We start from the raw sequence: 17,296 nt of genomic DNA on the forward strand, positions 1-17,296 counted from the left end.
TTTGGTCGGTGATAGAGGATGACTCGCCACTACGTGGCTCGCCCTGCGGGCCGTTGCTGACGCAACGTTCTCTCGCTGCGCTCGAGTCGAACCTCCTGCCCCCGGAGGTTCTCATCCTCACAAGCTACAGATGCAAAAAAGCCTGCTCATTGAGCAGGCTTTTTGAATTTGGTCGGTGATAGAGGATTCGAACCTCCGACCCCTTCGTCCCGAACGAAGTGCGCTACCAGGCTGCGCCAATCACCGAATGCGGGGCGCATCTTACTGCTGGGATGCACCCCCGTCAATGCCTTATTAGCAAAAAATCAATCAAGCGGCGAGAATCTCGCCACTATTGCTATTCCTTCGCCGCTTTCTTCGAAGCCGGCACGCGACACCAGTTGTTGTTCTCGTTGATCCCGCCATCCGGCGAGGTATAGCCGAGGCAGCCCATAATGGTGTCGTACAGCTCGACGTGGCGTCGCGGCACCTTCATCGCGGCCTGCTGCTGCAGATGGGCGAACGCGGCGGCATGATCGGGATTCTCCAGATATTTATCCGACATCCAGACCATCATCGGCACACGGAACTGTTCCGGCGGCGCCATTTTGCGCGGCGTACCGTGCAGATGTTCGCGCTCGTTAATCGACTCGCCATGGTCGGCGGCATAGAACACAATCGCTTTCTTATCCCGCAGCTGGTCGAGGACGCTGACGATAAAGTGATCGACATAGGTCACGCTGTTGTCGTAGGAGTTAATCAGCTCCGCTTTAGAACATTTGTTGTCGACGCCGACACACTCCGGCTTCCACTGGGCGAAGCTGCGCGGATAGCGTTGGGTGTAGTTAAAGTGCGAGCCTTTAGTATGCAGGATGATCAGGTGCTTACCGGAGGCGTTGCCCTGCGCCATACCGCGCTTCATCTCATCCACCAGCAGCATATCGTCAACGCTCTTGCCGCGGTTACGCGGTTCGGCGCCAATCTGCTCGCGATAGGCGATATTGTTGGCCATCGTGTTGCTGTAGAACCACATCTCACTCTGCATGGCGTACAGATTGCCGCTAAAGCCCAGTTGATGCAGCACCGCAAAGACGTTCTGCTCTTTGAGGGTCCGCTGCGGATTATCCTCTGCCCCGCCCTGACGCACAAACATGCAGCGTAACGACAGCTTGGTGGCGGTATCGCACGAGTAGCCGCGGAAGGCGACCAGATTCTTCTCTTTCGCCAGCTCTGGCGTGGTGTTGCGGCTATAGCCGAGGATGCCCATATGATCCCAGCGGGTGGTTTCGCCAATGATAAACACCACGTAGGTGTCATCGAGCCCTTCCGGGGCGACGTAGGTAAATTTCTTCGCCGGGTTAATCAGCGATTTGTTGTCTGAGGATTCATCCACCTGCGCCCAGGCGTACAGCCCCAGCGCCGACAGCCAGTTCGATGGCAGGTAGGAGTTGGCGATCACCCCGCCGTAGCTCGGCATATCCACTTCAGAATGGCGCTCTACATCGTGTTGGCGCAGCTCAAGCAGGCGGATGGGGCCCCAGACGATGAGGCCGGCCAGCACCACGATCAGCACGTTTTTAACCCGCTGACCCGGGGTACGCAGTTGGCGCAGCAGCGTATGACGGCAACGGTTGCTCCAGATAAACAGCAGCGGCGGGGCGCTCACCGCCGCCAGCCAGAGGATCAGATGCCAGCCGATGACCTCTTTCGACAGGTCGATATCGGTGGTCATCACCGAGGCGATAATCCCGTAGCCAATCACCACGTTGAGGAACGTCATGTAATAACTGGCGGCGGCGGAAAACAGAACAATCAGCGTCGCCAGAATGCGCCAGATACGGCGGCCGAACAGCGACAGAAGACGTAGCAGGAAGAAGGTGACAAAGACCGTGGCCACCAGTTCAACGACACCGGAAAGCCCTTTCCAGAAAGTGAACTCTTGAGCATAACCATCGAAACGCCGAAAAAAAACGGCGACGTTCATAAACCAGCCGATGTACAGCGCCAGCCAAAAACTAAGCTTCTGCTGCGTCATCGTTCTAATATATTTCATGCAAGCAAACCTGGAAAAAGAAGAATAAAACACCGCCTGACGCTGTGGCATGAGTCAGTAGGCTAATAGGGTGCGTTAGGGTTGGTTATCAGAAACCTCTACAAAGCGCGATAAGTAGACCACAGGGAACGGGAAAAGTATCAGGAGGGAATGTGATCCAGCCAAACATTTACAAAACATTTGGCTGGATTGGCACTATTTGCTTAGGGTATTAATCAGGGGCACGTTTCACGCTGTAGGTTTCAGGCGTGCGCCTCGCTATAGACACTGCCTTTCGGCTGACGAATGGTGGTGGAAAGCGCCAGCGAAATAATCAGCAGAGCGAAGATCACGCAGAAGGTGACGTAGAAGCCCCCGAACAGCGAAGCGATGAGGGAACCGCAGATGCTGCCGATACCAAAGCCCAGATAAATGACGCCATAATTTTTCGCCAGGTTGTTCAGACCGAAGAATTCACTGACCAGCGACGGGAAGACGGTGATGGTTCCGCCGAAGTTAAAGGCGACGCAGGCAATCGCGGCGAAAAAGGTCATGGCATTCAGCGGAGCGAACAGCAGCGCGGCCATCCCCACCAGCGACACCACCTGACCGAGGGTGATCACGCGAATGCGGGAGATTTTATCGGACAGGATACCTAACACCAGGCGACCGCTAAGGTTAGCGATTGAGATAACCGTTACCGCATTGGCCGCCGTGGCGACATCCAGATGGACCATCCCCTGCGCGATATCTTTCGCCACGCCAATCACATACAGACCGCTCATGCAGGCCGTCAGGAACATCACCGCCAGCATCCAGTACTGCGGTTTACGCATCGATTCGGCGAGAGTAAAGTCGTTTTCCACGACGCCGTTGGCCGCGGTGGTCGCCGTATGATTTGGCGCATCTTTCATCAGGGTCGCGCCAAAGACGATCATCACCAGCACGATAGCGCCCCAGATGACGAATGTTTTTTCCAGACCGACGGTGGCCAGCAGATGAGTATCAATGAATTTGAACCCCAGGCTGCCGAGACCATAGGAACCGATGGAGAAGGCGGAAATCAGCCCTTTGCGTTCCGGGAACCACTTCACGCAGTTCGACAGGGTCAGCAGATAACCGGCGCCGTCCGCCAGCCCCACCAGCACGCCCGCGCTCAGCCACAGCATCATCAGGCTGTTGGAATGCGCGGTCAGGAAGAAGCCCAGTCCGAGCAGGATCCCGGAGGCCATGGTGACGCGCTTCACGCCGAAACGCTCCTGCAGCTTGCCGGCGACCGACGAGGAGAGCGCCAGCCCGAGGCTCAGCAGGCCAAAGGAGAAGGCGACCTGGCTGACCGGTTCGCCCAGTTTGTCAGACAGTGAACTGTTAAACAGGCTCCAGGTATAAACCGAACCGAGAGCGAATTGGGTGATGATGGTGCCGATAAGCGTAAGCCAGCGGGTCGATTGACGGTTTGCAGCGTTCATAGCAGTTGTCCTGATAAATTAACTGCCGCCACAATAGCGAAGGCCCCTCATCCAGTGGGGGAAAAAGGCATGAACTGCCATCAGCAGGGAATGAAATGCATTAATGGCGGAATGAATGGCATTGCATGACATTCATTCCGCGAATATCAGCAAAAAAGTTAGTGTGCGCTATCTCACAGAAATGCGCCATTACTGAGATTTAACAATAACCGCATCGTTTCAAACGCGTAACAATCCCCGCTCAAAAGTTGGCGCTGACCCCCATCAGATAGAGCGTATTTTCCCCCGACGGGACATTATCCGCCTGCGACAGGGTGGCCCATGCCGCCACATGCGATCCCAGCGGCATATCGGCGCCCAGGGTGACATCACTCCAGCCGCCCTCTCTGGCGCGAGTGGTCGGCGACCAGGCATCGCTGGCGAGCGACTGGTTATAGCTCACCTGAGCCCAGGGATGCACACCCCACAGCGACTGATAATCCATACGCCAGCCGAGCGTGTTGACATATCCCGTCTCGCCAACGCTTTTCGTCGCCGGCGCGCTGTAGTCGCTGCGCAGGCTGGCCACCGGCCCGGAGGTCATGCCGTTTGCCAGCAGATAATTCCAGCCGACGCTCATCCCACGGCTGCTGTCCGGCGGCGCCACCCCCTGGTTTAACGCCAGTCCGCCCGGCGTTTCAGACGACTTCATCCGCTCGGCGAGGATATCTTCATAGCGTGGTTGGTGATCGCTATCCCATGTATAACGTTCCGACGTATTACTTTTTGTATCGATAGCGATATATTCCTGTTGCCAGGCATTCGCTCCAGAGACACACAATACCCAGACGGATACGCACACCGGGAACAAGAACCCCCGGAGGCCATTGCATTTCTTTATTATCATTAATGCGACTCCAGAAAAGAGCCGAATCGGCATTATTGCTGTGTTTTTTTGGGGATACGATTTCCCTGTATTAACTATTATCTTTATCTTTCAGTCGTCAAGCCGGGGCGTCCACTTTTTTAGCGCAGAGGGAGAAATAGCTATGCAGCGTTGCGGATGGGTGAGTCAGGATCCGTTATATATCGAGTATCACGATACCGAATGGGGTGTCGCGCAAAAAGCGTCCCAGCGGCTGTTTGAAATGATCTGCCTTGAAGGCCAGCAGGCCGGGTTGTCGTGGATCACGGTGTTAAAAAAACGGCAGAACTATCGCCAGGCTTTTCACCAGTTCGATCCGGTGCGCGTGGCGGCGATGGGGGACGATGATGTCGAGCGGCTGCTGCAGGATGCCGGGATTATCCGCCATCGGGGAAAAATCCAGGCCATTATCGGCAACGCCCGGGCGTATCTGGCGATGGAGGAAAATGGCGAGTCGTTCACTGATTTTGTCTGGTCTTTCGTCGACAATGCGCCGCAGGTCACCCGCGCGGCGACGCTGGCGGAGATCCCGACCACGACGCCGGCCTCTGATGCGCTTTCTAAAGCGTTGAAAAAACGCGGCTTTAAGTTTGTCGGTTCGACGATCTGTTACTCTTTTATGCAGGCCTGCGGGCTGGTCAACGACCATGTCACCGGCTGCTTCTGTCACCCGGGAGGTCAGGATGATCCGCAAGTGGGTCGCTAAAGATAATACACCGCTGCTGGCCCTGTGGCTGGATAGTACGATCCATGCCCATCCCTTTATCAGCGAAAGCTACTGGCGCGACAGCGTCGCGGTGGTACGGGACGTCTATCTTCCCGCCGCCAGCACCTGGGTCTGGGAGCGCGACGGAGAGCTAAAAGGCTTTGTCAGCGTGCTGGAGTCCCGCTTCGTCGGCGCGCTGTTCGTCGCGCCGGACGCCATCCGCCAGGGCATTGGCCGGGCGCTGCTGGATGAAGTCAAGCAGCACTACGCCTGGCTTAGCCTTGAGGTTTATCAGAAAAACGAATCAGCGGTCAGTTTCTACCATGCGCAAGGCTTCCGCATTGAAGATTGCGCATGGCAGGACGATACTCAGCACCCCACCTGGATTATGCGCTGGCCGGCGGATCAAATGCTGTAAGCGGCAGCGCCGGGCCGGTATATTTCTCCAGCCACGCCAGGGCGGTGTTCCCGGCACAGCCGTTGCCCAGCCGGGATGTCGGGATATCTTTGGTTAAGACGTTCACCGCCCCGTTTTTGCAGATGCCCGCCACCGGATCCAGGTCGGGCCACGCCCCTTCATGCAGGCATATCACCCCCGGGCGGATCCCCTCCGTCACCACCGCGCCGGCCAGCACCTGACCGCGGGCGTTCCACACCCGCACCAGATCGCCATCGGCAATCCCCCGCGCCCGGGCATCCTGCGGATGAATAGTCAACGGTTCGCGTCCGGCGACGGCATAGCGTTCGCGCAGCGCGGAGTAGTTCAGTTGACTGTGCAGACGGTGTGCCGGATGGGCCGACAGCAGCTGCAGCTGCCCCGCCTCGGCGTTGCCATGCCACTCGTCGGGCTCCAGCCACATCGGGTGCGGCGGGCAGTCGGCGTAGCCAAAGGCGGCGATGGTCGGCGAGTGGATCTCAATTTTACCGCTCGCCGTTTTCAGCGGGTTGGCCAGGGGATCGTCGCGGAAGGCGGCGAAGCGGATGAAACGGGCATTCTCCGGCGCCTCCGGCATCTCAATCAGCTGGTTAGCCTGCCAGAATTCGGCAAACGGCGGCAGCGTCACCTGCTGCTGGGCGCCGCGCCGGGCGGCCATCTGATAAAAGGTCTCCAGCCACTGCAGATCGCTCTTCCCTTCGGTAAAGCGCTCGCGGCCGCCCGCCTCCCAACGTTCGCTGAGGTCGGCAAAGACCGCGAAATCATCGCGCGCTTCACCCCGCGGGGCGACCACCTGTTTCATCGGCACCAGATGCTGATTGCTGTAGTCCCCGGTCATCGTCAGATCGTTGCGCTCAAAAGAGGTGGTCGCCGGCAGAACGATATCGGCATGACGCGCGGCGGCGGTCCAGAAGCATTCGGAGATGACGATAAGCTCTGGTTTCTGCCAGGCCTGAATCAGGCGATTGGTATCCTGGTGATGAGTAAAGTTGGCGCCGCCGGCCCACCAGATAAAGCGAATATCGGGGAAGCGCCGCGCCATGCCGTTGTGCTGATACTCCGCACCCGGATGCTCCAGCGCCTCGACAATCCGCGCGACCGGGATCTTCTCCACGGCGTCCACGCCTCCGGCCACGCTCCCTTGCATCGAGCCCAGCACCGCCGCGCGGCGGGTCGGGTTGCCGCCGTTGGCGAAATGGTAGGAAAGCCCAAACCCGCCCCCCGGGGTGCCAATCTGCCCCAGCATCGCGGCCAGGGTGACCAACATCCAGTGTTTCTGCTCGCCATACTGCTGGCGCTGCATGCCCCAGCCAGACATCAGCATGGTGGTGTTTTCGTGGAAAAGTTTCGCCAGTTCGCGGATCTTATCAGCTGAGACGCCGCAAATAGCCGCCGCCCAGTCGGCGGTTTTCGCCACGCCGTCGCTTTCGCCGGTCAGATAGCGGGCAAAAATCTCGTAGCCGCTGGCGCAGCGGGCAAGAAACTCGTCGTCCTGCCAGCCATTCTCCAGCAGCGTATGGGCGATACCCAGCATCAACGCGACGTCGGTGCCCATATGCGGCGCGATCCACTCCATCGAATCGCCAAAGAAATCGACCGTTTCCGATCGCATCGGATCGATGCAGATCAAGCGCTTGCCGCTCTGGCGCAGCCGGTCGAACCACGGGATACCCTGCTCGTCGGAGGCGTTCCAGGCAATTTTCAGCGTGTTCAGCGGGTTGGCGCTCCACAGCACCACTACCTCGCTGTGCTCCAGCACCAGCGGCCAGCTGGTCTGCTGCTGATACACCTCATTGCCCCCCACGACGTAAGGCATGATCGCCTGCGCCGCGCCGGTGGAGTAATCCCCGAGATGGCCGGTGTAGCCGCCCGCCAGGCTCATATAGCGCTGCAGCAGGGTGGCCGCCTTATGCAGGACGCCGTTAGAACGCCAGCCGTAGGAGCCGGCAAAAATGGAGGCCGGTCCATAGCTTTCGCGGATCCGACGATGCTGGGCATCGATCAGATCCAGCGCCTGCTCCCAGCTCACCCGCACAAATTCATCCTGACCGCGGATCCCCTGGGGCTTGTCCGGAGAGGCGAGAAAGCCTTTGCGCACCATCGGGTAGCGCACGCGGGTTTTGCTGTGCACCTGGTCGCGCACCGCCGTTTGCAGCGAATTGGCAAACGGCGTCGCCAGCGCGCCGCGGGAGGAGAGGACGTTTTCCCCGTCCGTTTCCACCAGCATCGGTCCCCAGTGGGCGGCGGTTAAAATGGTTTTGGTTGCAGATGAGGTTGGCAAAGGCGGCTCCTGGTCAGCGAAGGCAGGTGTGGTGACGGCGCGAATCGGCGCCGTTCAATGTTATTTACAAAATGAGATGGTATGCGGGGAATTTTCTACGTATTCGCGCGTCATAATCAACCGTCACGTTCGCTGTGGCAAAGAATAAAAAGGATTAAGGACATTAAATGAAAAAACGCGTACTTATGATTGCGGCTCTGGTCAGCGGCGCCCTGGCCGTTTCCGGCTGCACCACCAACCCCTATACCGGTGAGCGTGAAGCAGGCAAATCCGGTATTGGCGCAGGTATTGGCTCCTTAGTGGGCGCTGGCGTCGGCGCGCTTTCCTCCTCCAAACACGACCGCGGCAAAGGCGCGCTGATTGGCGCAGCGGCAGGCGCGGCGCTGGGCGGCGGCATTGGCTACTACATGGACGTGCAGGAAGCGAAGCTGCGCGACAAAATGCAGGGAACCGGGGTCAGCGTGACGCGAAATGGTGACAACATCGTGCTGAACATGCCGAATAACGTCACTTTCGACAGCAACAGCGCCAACCTGAAACCGGCCGGCGCCAACACCCTGACCGGCGTGGCCATGGTGCTGAAAGAGTATGAGAAAACCGCCGTTAACGTCGTCGGCTACACCGACAGCACCGGCAGTAAGGACCTGAATATGCGTCTGTCGCAGCAGCGTGCTGACAGCGTCGCCAGCGCGCTGATCACCCAGGGCGTGGCGGCCAACCGCATTCGCACCACCGGCATGGGCCCGGCGAACCCCATCGCCAGCAACAGCACGGCGGAAGGCAAGGCGCAGAACCGTCGCGTGGAAATCACCCTCAGCCCGCTGCAATAAGCGCATCCTCATGTTGCCCGGCCGCGCCTCTGCCGGGCAAAATGCTTGATATCGCTATTTTTCGCGCTAAGGTGTTGGCAGATTTTCAGCAAAGGAAGCCACCATGGCGAAAGCGGCGCGTGCAACCATTAGCGATGTGGCGAAAGCCGCAAAGACCGGCAAAACCAGTATTTCACGGTATCTTAACGGCGAGAAGCATCTGCTTTCCGACGATCTGTTATCACGTATTGAACAAGCCATTGCCGAACTCGACTACCGCCCCAGCCTGATGGCCCGCGGCCTCAAGCACGGCCGAACCCGCCTCATCGGCCTGATCATCGCCGATATCACCAATCCCTATTCGGTCAACGTCATGAGCGGCATTGAAGCAGCCTGCCGGGAAAAGGGCTTCACTCTGCTGGTGTGTAACACCAATAACGAGCTGGATCAGGAGCTACACTACCTCGACCTGCTGCGCAGCTACCAGGTGGAAGGCATCGTCGTCAACGCGGTCGGCATGCGGGAGGATGGCCTGAACCGTCTGCAGCAGTCGGCCCTGCCGATGGTGCTGATTGACCGTAAAATCCCCGATTTCGCCTGCGATGTGGTCGGGCTTGATAACGCCCAGGCCGCCACCACCGCCACCGAACACCTGGTGGAGAAAGGCTTTGAGGCCATCCTGTTTCTTAGCGAACCGCTGGGGTCGGTCAATACCCGCCGCGAGCGCCTGAGCGCCTTCCGCGCCACGCTCACCCGCCACCACGGCGTGGTGGCCGAAAACGCCGAAGTGCAGCTCAACGACGGCGCGATGATGGACAACGTCCTGCGCCAGTTCCACGCCCGCCACCGCGGGATGCGCAAAGCGGTGATCTCCGCCAACGGCGCGCTGACGCTGCAGGTAGCCCGCGCCCTGAAGCGCGTCGGCCTGATCTGGGGCAGCGATATCGGCCTGCTGGGCTTCGACGAACTGGAGTGGGCGGAGCTGGCTGGCGTCGGCATCACCACCCTCAAACAGCCGACGTGGCAGATCGGCTACGCGGCGGTGGAACAGGTGATTCGGCGCATTGCTGGCAGTAACGACCCCATCTGCGAGCGGGTCTTCTCCGGCGAGCTTATCGTCCGCGGATCAACTTCCCGTTAACGATCCTTCGTGATGCCGATCATAAATTAAACATCTCGCCCTTTCTTATGGAACCGATACCATCTAGCGTAATAAGGAGATTAAGCAACAAACGCCGGGAGTAAGAGCGCGATGGCCAGAAAAATTATTGTCGTTACCGCTGCGTATGGTAATGACCATGTTAAATCCTTAGGCGGCCAGGCCGCCGTCCTGCCGTTTATCGCCGATGCCGGCGCGGACGGCGTCGAAATCCGCCGCGAGCTGTTCAGCGCCGAAGAGCTCAACGCCCTGCCGACGCTGGCCGCCACCATTGAGCGCCACGGCCTGCTGGCCTGCTACTCCGCGCCCCAGGCGCTGTTCGCCGACAACGGCGAGCTTAACCCGCATCTCCCGACGCTGCTCGCGGAAGCGCAGACTCTTAACGCCCTGTGGCTGAAGCTCTCCCTTGGCCATTTCCGCCACAACCAGCAGCTCGACGAACTGCGCGATATCCTCAGCGACAGCGGCATGGCGCTGGTGGTGGAGAATGACCAGACCGACTGCGGCCAGCTGGCGCCGATGCAGCGCTTCAAAGCCGCCTGTCGGGTCCATCAGCTGCCGATCACCTTAACGTTTGATATGGGCAACTGGCTGTGGGTCGGCGATTCGCCGGAAGAGGCCGCCCGCCATCTTGCGCCGGCGGTCAGCTATATTCATGTAAAAGCGGCGGAGCCTCATCAGGAGAAATTCCGCGCTGTGCCGCCGGATCAGGCCGCCGACCGCTGGCTGGCCCTGCTCGATAATCTTCCCGCCGACGCGCCGCGTGGAATCGAGTTTCCGCTGACTGGCCATGACCTGACGGCCGTGACCCGCCGCTACGTCAACCTGTTACGCGAGGAATAAGCCGTGGAAAATTTAGATGTCATCACCATCGGCGAAGCTATGGCCATGTTTGTCGCCACCGAAACCGGCGATCTGGCCGAGGTGGAGCATTTTATGAAACGTGTCGCCGGCGCTGAGCTGAACGTCGCCACCGGCCTGGCGCGCCTGGGTCTGAAGGTCGGCTGGGTCAGCCGCGTCGGCAACGACAGCTTTGGCCGCTTCGTACTGCAATCGCTGGCGAAAGAGGGGATCGATAGCCACGCTGTCGCCATCGACAACCGCTTCGCTACCGGTTTCCAGATGAAATCGAAAGTCGAAAATGGAACCGATCCCATTGTGGAATATTTCCGTAAAGGTTCTGCCGCCAGCCATCTGTCGCCGGACGATTTTCGCGCCGACTACTTCACCAGCGCCCGTCATCTGCACCTGAGCGGCGTGGCCGCCGCGCTCTCTGAAAGCTCATATGCGCTGCTGGAGCATGCGGCGAAGGTCATGAAAGCCGAGGGCAAAACCCTCTCTTTCGACCCCAATCTGCGGCCGGTGCTGTGGAAAAGCGAAGCCGAGATGGTGGAGAAACTCAACCGTCTCGCCTTCCAGGCTGACTGGGTTTTGCCAGGCTTAAAAGAGGGCGTCATCCTCACCGGCCAGCAGACCCCGGAGGGGATCGCCGATTTCTATCTCTCGCGCGGCGTCAAGGCGGTGGTCATTAAAACCGGCTGCGACGGCGCCTGGTTCAAGAGCGCCAGCGGCGAACAGGGAACGGTTGATGCCATTAAAGTCGAAAACGTCGTCGATACCGTCGGCGCCGGCGACGGCTTTGCCGTCGGGGTGATTAGCGCCCTGCTGGAAGGCAAAACCCTGCTTCAGGCGGTGAACCGCGGCAATAAAATCGGTTCGCTGGCCATTCAGGTCCAGGGCGACAGCGAGGGGCTGCCCACCCGCGACGCGCTGGGCGAATAACATTTATACGCAACCATAACAGCCGTCCTGTACCCTACCTGCAGCGCGGCACAGCAGCGTCCGTTTCGACGGGCGTATGTCACCTCATTGACAGAGGCAAGCCTATGAATAGCTCAACAAATGCAACGAAACGCTGGTGGTACATCATGCCTATCGTGTTTATCACGTATAGCCTGGCGTACCTCGACCGCGCCAACTTCAGCTTCGCCTCCGCGGCAGGCATTACCGAAGACCTGGGCATCACCAAGGGGATCTCCTCCCTGCTGGGGGCCCTGTTCTTCCTCGGCTACTTCTTCTTCCAGATCCCCGGCGCTATCTATGCGGAGCGCCGCAGCGTTCGCAAACTGATCTTTATCTGCCTGATCCTGTGGGGCGGCTGCGCCTCCCTGACCGGGATTGTGCATAATATCCCGGCGCTGGCGGCCATTCGCTTTATCCTCGGCGTCGTCGAAGCGGCGGTGATGCCGGCGATGCTGATCTATATCAGCAACTGGTTCACCAAATCCGAGCGCTCGCGGGCCAATACCTTCCTGATCCTCGGCAACCCGGTGACGGTCCTGTGGATGTCGGTGGTCTCCGGCTACCTGATTCAGGCCTTCGGCTGGCGGGAAATGTTCATCATCGAAGGGGTGCCGGCGGTGATCTGGGCCTTCTGCTGGTGGGTGCTGGTGAAAGATAAACCGTCGCAGGTATCCTGGCTGGCGGAGAGTGAAAAAGCCGCGCTGCAGGAACAACTGGATCGTGAACAGCAGGGCATCAAAGCGGTGCGTAACTATGGCGAGGCCTTCCGCTCCCGCAACGTGATCCTGCTCTGCGCTCAGTACTTTGCCTGGAGCATCGGCGTGTACGGCTTTGTACTGTGGCTGCCGTCGATTATCCGCAGCGGCGGCGAAAATATGGGGATGGTGGAAGTGGGCTGGCTCTCTTCGGTTCCGTACCTGGCGGCGACTATCGCCATGATCGTGGTCTCCTGGGCCTCCGATAAAATGCAGAACCGTAAGCTGTTCGTCTGGCCGCTGCTGCTGATTGGCGGACTGGCCTTCATCGGCTCCTGGGCGGTCGGCGCCAACCACTTCTGGGTCTCTTACACCCTGCTGGTGGTGGCTGGTGCGGCAATGTATGCGCCTTACGGCCCCTTCTTCGCCATTATTCCGGAAATGCTGCCACGCAACGTCGCCGGTGGCGCGATGGCGCTGATCAACAGCATGGGCGCCCTGGGCTCCTTCTGCGGCTCGTGGTTTGTCGGCTACCTGAACGGCGCCACCGGCAGCCCCGCAGCTTCCTATATTTTTATGGGGGTGGCGCTTTTCGCCTCAGTATGGCTGACTTTGATTGTTAAGCCTGCTAATAATCAAAACCTTCCACTTGGCGCTCATCACGCCTGAACGACTCACACTACGGAGATTCGCATGAAGCCGTCTGTCATTCTCTATAAAACGCTTCCCGACGACCTGCTACAGCGTCTGGAGGAGCACTTTTCCGTCACTCAGGTGAAAAACCTGCGGCCGGAGACCGTTTCGCAGCACGCTGAGGCCTTCGCCCAGGCTGAGGGCCTGCTGGGCTCCAGCGAAAAGGTTGACGCCGCGCTGCTGGAGAAGATGCCGAAGCTGCGTGCGACCTCCACCGTGTCCGTTGGCTATGACAACTTCGACGTCGAGGCGCTGAACGCCCGCCGGGTGCTGCTGATGCATACCCCGACCGTGCTGACCGAGACCGTCGCCGACACGATCATGGCGCTGGTGCTGAGCACCGCCCGCCGGGTGGTGGAAGTGGCGGAGCGCGTCAAAGCGGGCGAGTGGACGAAGAGCATTGGGCCAGACTGGTTCGGCACCGACGTACACCATAAAACCTTAGGTATCGTCGGCATGGGCCGCATCGGCATGGCGCTGGCGCAGCGCGCCCACTTCGGGTTCGGCATGCCGATCCTGTACAACGCGCGCCGCCAGCATCCGCAGGCAGAAGAGCGCTTCAACGCCCGCTATTGCGATCTCGATACTCTGCTGCAGGAAGCCGATTTTGTCTGCCTGATCCTGCCCCTGAGCGAAGAGACCCACCATCTGTTCGGTCAGGCGCAGTTCGCCAAAATGAAGTCTTCCGCCATCTTTATTAACGCCGGGCGCGGCCCGGTGGTCGATGAGCAGGCGCTGATCGCCGCCCTGCAGGCGGGGGAGATTCACGCTGCCGGCCTTGATGTCTTCGAGCACGAGCCGCTGGCTAAAGATTCGCCGCTGCTGAGCCTGCCGAACGTCGTCGCGCTGCCGCATATCGGCTCCGCCACCCATGAGACGCGCTACAACATGGCGGCCTGCGCGGTGGATAACCTGATCGATGCCCTGAACGGCAAGGTCGAGAAAAACTGCGTCAATCCGCAGGTAAAATAAGCCATAAAAAACCCGGGTAGCGGCGGCCATCGCCCTCCCCGGGTTCTTTTTGCATTCTGTCCGTCATCCAGCCCGTTCGCCGCAGCTCACGTCAGCCAGACGGGGCATTAGCGGGTGGCGTTCACCGCCGCCGTCCATGCCTGATTAAACGCCTGATGCTGCGCCGCCAGCGGCCCAATCAGCGCATTATACTGGCTGGCCTGCTGCGAGGTCGGGAACTGAATGCCGTTGGCCACAAAGCTCACCTGGGTCCCCTGCTGAGCGACAAAATCCCCCACCTGAACCAGCTGCTGGGTAAAGATCTGCGCGGCCGGGATCAGCGGCTGCAGCGCGTCGGCTGGCGCGGTGACGACCTTGGCGTATACCTGATCGAAGACCGGCTTGAGATCGTCAGCCTGCTTCAGAGCGCCATGCGCGGCATCAGCCTGCATTTTGGCATTCTGCAGCTGCTGGCTGAGCACGCCCAGCGCGCCGTTCGCCTGACGCAGCGGCTCGCGCTGGGTCATATAGTCCTGCGGAACGCGGATCGCATTGACGCTATCAACCACCGGGCGCAGACCAGCGTCCATCGCCTGGCTCACCTGCTGCGAGTAGCCGTAGATCACCGCGTAGTCAGAGACAAACGGCCCAAACTGTTTTTTCTGATCGGCGGTCAGCGTCGGCAGTCGTTCACCGCTACGCATCGCCGTATTCTGCAGGAAGTCGATAAACGCTTTGCGCTGATCGCCCTCTTTATCAAAACACCCACTCAGGCTAACCACCATTAATAAGGCCGCCATAGCCGCAAACCAGCGAGAGCAGGACTTTCCTGTCGCCATTTTTTTACTCCTTTCAGCCAAAAAAAGCGCACAAAGACACACACGTGCCAGACGCTGACAAGGATAGTCCAGCTCGGCCTCGCAGGATACCCTTTACTGCTAATCTTACGCAGGAAAAACGCCATTCCATACGCCGCTATCGCCGCCTGGCGCGTCTGTTATGCGCATCACAAATATGCGCTTTAAATCAGGCCGACGCCCATCACGTAACTTATTGATATTCTTTAAACAAAAAATCCATCAACCGGCGCCTCGCCCGGAAGCGGACGATAATCGCACGCTTTGGCGCGCGCCCGGATTGCCTGGTCAGCGCTTCAATGATTTGATGAATGAGCGATTAACGGCGATGCGTTCGATTATCGCACAAATCAAACTCAATGACGCGAAGGCGACGATAATAACAAACCTCTGTCCCTCGCTCAGTCTGCCAGGAAAGCCGTATGACTAAGACAACCATCGACATTCAGGCCTTTATCAACGAGCACCCCTTCACCCGCTACCAGTGGATGATCCTCGCGCTCTGCTTCATCACCGTCGCGATGGACGGGTTCGACACCGCGATCATCGGATTCATCGCCTCCGACCTGGTCCAGGAGTGGGGCGTGGAAAAATCCGCCCTCGGCCCGGTGATGAGCGCCGCGCTGGTGGGCCTGGCCGTCGGCGCGTTAACCGCGGGACCGCTGGCTGATCGTATCGGCCGCAAGAAAGTGCTGATTATGTCGATCGTGGTGTTCGGCGGATTCAGCCTGCTCACCGCCTTTGCCACCAGCCTTAACCAGCTGACGCTGCTGCGTTTTCTGACCGGCCTGGGCCTTGGCGCAGCGATGCCCAATGCCGCCACGTTAATGAGCGAATATGCGCCGGAGCGCCGTCGGGCGCTGCTGGTGAACCTGATGTTCGTCGGCTTTCCGATGGGATCGTCGCTGGGCGGCTTTTTATCCGCCTGGATGATCCCGCACTATGGCTGGCAGAGCGTGCTGGTGCTGGGCGGCGTGATGCCTCTCCTGCTGGCGGTGGCTTTAATTTTCCTGCTGCCGGAGTCCGCCCGCTATCTGGTGGTGAAGCGTCAGCCGGCGCAGCGCATTGCCGCCATTCTGCGGCGTATCGCGCCGCTGCCGGAGGCGGTGGAATTTGAGCTGCGCGAAGCAGGCCAGGTGAAAGAGAAGTCGGCTATCGGCGTCATTTTCTCCCCGCGCTACGCAGTGGGTACCGTGATGCTGTGCCTGACCTACTTCATGGGTCTGCTGATCTTCTATCTCCTGACCAGCTGGCTGCCGCTGCTGATCCGTGAAACCGGCGCATCGATGAGTCAGGCCTCAATTATCACCGCTCTGTTCCCGCTCGGCGGCGGAATTGGCGTGCTGATCCTCGGCGCCCTGATGGACAAGATCAACCCCAATAAGGTAGTGGCCGTCGGCTGGCTGCTGACCGGCGTTTTCGTCTGTCTGGTCGGCTTCTCCACCAGCAGCCTGGCGCTGATGGGAGTGATGGTGTTTATCGCCGGCAGTATTATGAACGGCGCGCAGTCGTCGATGCCGGCGCTGGCGGCAGGCTTCTACCCGACGCAAGGGCGCGCCACCGGCGTCGCCTGGATGCTGGGTATCGGCCGCTTCGGCGGGATCCTCGGTGCGTTCAGCGGCGCCTTCCTGATGCAGGCCCAGCTCTCTTTTGAGACCATTTTCACCCTGCTGGCCATCCCGGCGTTCCTGTCAGCCATCGCGCTGCTGATTAAATACCGGGTCAGTAAATCAGCGCCCGTGGCGACAGAGGACGCGCGAGGTCTGCAGAAAGCCTGATCGATAAGCCGGCGGCCCGCGCCGGCTTTGCCGCTTTTTTCTTATCCGTTTACAAAAATTTTCGAAGCCACGCCATCGCGTTAGTAATCATTCTCTTAGGCCCCGTTGCCGTTTGGCTGACGGGGCCGATTCGATAACCTGCTGGCAAATAATCACGGACGTTACCATCCTTTACGCCTTTTTCTGACTATTCTTAAAGAGCTTTAGAAAAATCTCTTCCGCTGTGTGATAAAAGGAGTTCTCAATGGAATATAAAGATCCCGTGTTTGAACTGCTGAGCAGCCTGGAACACATCGTTTTTAAGGACGATAATCAGACACTTACCTCAAACCGTAAGTCCACTGTGTTTAGTGAATTTGAACAGCTGCGTAAAGGCACTGGACTTAAGATTGACGACTTCGCCAACGCCATGGGCGTGAGCGTCGCCATGGTAAGAGAGTGGGAGTCGAGACGGGTAAGACCGTCCCCCACAGAGCTGAAATTAATGCGCCTGATTCAGGCCAATCCGCAGCTTTCAAGACAGTTACTCGATTAATCCAGCGCGCAGCGGCAAGGGCCAGTAAGGGAGCTTTTGCCGCTGCGCCGTAAAAAAAAGTTTGCTATCAGGTGCTGAACGTGCGTTAATGCTCGCAGGTTTGATGTACAGACCACAGAGCAGTCGAATAGAGCAGTCCTTCTAAGGTTATCCAAAGATACCCCCGTAGTGAACTTTCCCTTTATCGCTTTAAATCTGTAGTCCAGACC

The 17,296-nt window shown here is 59.0% G+C and carries 16 protein-coding genes, 1 tRNA gene and 1 other RNA gene; 11 read left to right on the plus strand and 7 right to left on the minus strand.

The window, feature by feature from the left end:
• Positions 1–2: 2 nt before the first annotated feature.
• The 5 genes from K5R89_RS14635 to K5R89_RS14655 form a co-directional block, all read right to left on the minus strand.
• Positions 3–135, minus strand: a non-coding RNA gene (locus K5R89_RS14635) — RtT sRNA.
• A 34-nt stretch (positions 136–169) separates the two neighbouring features.
• Positions 170–246 (minus strand) — tRNA-Pro (locus K5R89_RS14640).
• Positions 247–337: 91 nt separating this feature from the next.
• Positions 338–2,032 (minus strand): kdo(2)-lipid A phosphoethanolamine 7''-transferase, encoded by a 1,695-nt coding sequence (eptB, locus tag K5R89_RS14645; protein WP_023291311.1) that lies wholly within the window; start codon positions 2,030–2,032, stop codon positions 338–340.
• A gap of 242 nt (positions 2,033–2,274) precedes the next feature.
• Entirely contained in the window at positions 2,275–3,480 is a 1,206-nt protein-coding gene (locus tag K5R89_RS14650; RefSeq protein ID WP_023291312.1) for an MFS transporter, read from the minus strand.
• Positions 3,481–3,721: 241 nt separating this feature from the next.
• Complete coding sequence (locus tag K5R89_RS14655; protein WP_254242827.1) at positions 3,722–4,366, minus strand: autotransporter outer membrane beta-barrel domain-containing protein; 645 nt, start codon at positions 4,364–4,366, stop codon at positions 3,722–3,724.
• Positions 4,367–4,508: 142 nt separating this feature from the next.
• Between K5R89_RS14655 and tag the strand changes: the two genes are divergently transcribed.
• Together tag and K5R89_RS14665 are read left to right on the plus strand one after the other, a co-directional pair.
• Entirely contained in the window at positions 4,509–5,090 is a 582-nt protein-coding gene (tag, locus tag K5R89_RS14660) for a DNA-3-methyladenine glycosylase I (protein ID WP_044525019.1), read from the plus strand.
• Positions 5,068–5,508: an N-acetyltransferase gene (locus tag K5R89_RS14665; RefSeq protein ID WP_032454332.1), complete on the plus strand. Its 441-nt coding sequence runs from the start codon at positions 5,068–5,070 to the stop codon at positions 5,506–5,508. Before tag ends, K5R89_RS14665 begins: the two co-directional genes overlap by 23 nt.
• Here the strand turns inward: K5R89_RS14665 and K5R89_RS14670 are convergent.
• On the minus strand, positions 5,477–7,807 hold the full coding sequence (locus K5R89_RS14670; RefSeq protein ID WP_217259441.1) for a molybdopterin guanine dinucleotide-containing S/N-oxide reductase: 2,331 nt from the start codon (positions 7,805–7,807) through the stop codon (positions 5,477–5,479). The two genes, K5R89_RS14665 and K5R89_RS14670, sit on opposite strands and share 32 nt — an antisense overlap.
• A 167-nt stretch (positions 7,808–7,974) precedes the next feature.
• On the opposite strand from K5R89_RS14670, the gene K5R89_RS14675 reads away from it, so the two are divergent.
• The 6 genes from K5R89_RS14675 to ghrB all read left to right on the plus strand — a co-directional run bounded on the left by K5R89_RS14675 (position 7,975) and on the right by ghrB (position 13,938).
• The gene (locus K5R89_RS14675) at positions 7,975–8,637 is read left to right on the plus strand and encodes an OmpA family lipoprotein (RefSeq protein ID WP_044525021.1); all 663 of its coding nucleotides are present in this window, start codon (positions 7,975–7,977) and stop codon (positions 8,635–8,637) included.
• A gap of 103 nt (positions 8,638–8,740) precedes the next feature.
• A complete protein-coding gene (locus K5R89_RS14680) occupies positions 8,741–9,757 on the plus strand; it encodes a LacI family DNA-binding transcriptional regulator (protein WP_023291318.1) in 1,017 nt (338 codons plus the stop codon).
• Between the two features lie 111 nt (positions 9,758–9,868).
• Positions 9,869–10,618 (plus strand): sugar phosphate isomerase/epimerase, encoded by a 750-nt coding sequence (locus K5R89_RS14685; protein WP_049013063.1) that lies wholly within the window; start codon positions 9,869–9,871, stop codon positions 10,616–10,618.
• 3 nt (positions 10,619–10,621) lie between these two features.
• Positions 10,622–11,557, plus strand: a complete 936-nt coding sequence (locus K5R89_RS14690; protein WP_008806889.1) for a sugar kinase — start codon at positions 10,622–10,624, stop codon at positions 11,555–11,557.
• A 104-nt stretch (positions 11,558–11,661) separates the two neighbouring features.
• The gene (locus tag K5R89_RS14695) at positions 11,662–12,942 is read left to right on the plus strand and encodes an MFS transporter (RefSeq protein WP_004205006.1); all 1,281 of its coding nucleotides are present in this window, start codon (positions 11,662–11,664) and stop codon (positions 12,940–12,942) included.
• A gap of 24 nt (positions 12,943–12,966) precedes the next feature.
• Positions 12,967–13,938: a glyoxylate/hydroxypyruvate reductase GhrB gene (gene ghrB, locus K5R89_RS14700; RefSeq protein WP_023291320.1), complete on the plus strand. Its 972-nt coding sequence runs from the start codon at positions 12,967–12,969 to the stop codon at positions 13,936–13,938.
• Between the two features lie 107 nt (positions 13,939–14,045).
• Here the strand turns inward: ghrB and K5R89_RS14705 are convergent, their stop codons facing one another.
• Complete coding sequence (locus tag K5R89_RS14705; protein WP_002921929.1) at positions 14,046–14,756, minus strand: DUF3053 domain-containing protein; 711 nt, start codon at positions 14,754–14,756, stop codon at positions 14,046–14,048.
• Between the two features lie 160 nt (positions 14,757–14,916).
• Between K5R89_RS14705 and K5R89_RS14710 the strand changes: the two genes are divergently transcribed.
• From K5R89_RS14710 to K5R89_RS14720, 3 genes are all read left to right on the plus strand, one after another.
• Positions 14,917–15,204 carry a hypothetical protein gene (locus K5R89_RS14710; RefSeq protein WP_217259443.1) on the plus strand — a complete coding sequence of 96 codons (288 nt, stop codon included), beginning with the start codon at positions 14,917–14,919 and terminating at the stop codon, positions 15,202–15,204.
• Positions 15,197–16,552, plus strand: a complete 1,356-nt coding sequence (locus K5R89_RS14715) for an MFS transporter (protein WP_023291321.1) — start codon at positions 15,197–15,199, stop codon at positions 16,550–16,552. The genes K5R89_RS14710 and K5R89_RS14715 overlap by 8 nt, the downstream gene beginning before the upstream one ends.
• 244 nt (positions 16,553–16,796) lie before the next feature.
• Positions 16,797–17,087 (plus strand): HTH-type transcriptional regulator, encoded by a 291-nt coding sequence (locus K5R89_RS14720; protein WP_004205010.1) that lies wholly within the window; start codon positions 16,797–16,799, stop codon positions 17,085–17,087.
• The last annotated feature ends 209 nt before the right edge of the window (positions 17,088–17,296 follow it).

The organism is Klebsiella sp. TF21-TM (assembly GCF_019753495.1).
GTDB classification, from domain to species: Bacteria; Pseudomonadota; Gammaproteobacteria; order Enterobacterales; family Enterobacteriaceae; genus Klebsiella; species Klebsiella quasipneumoniae.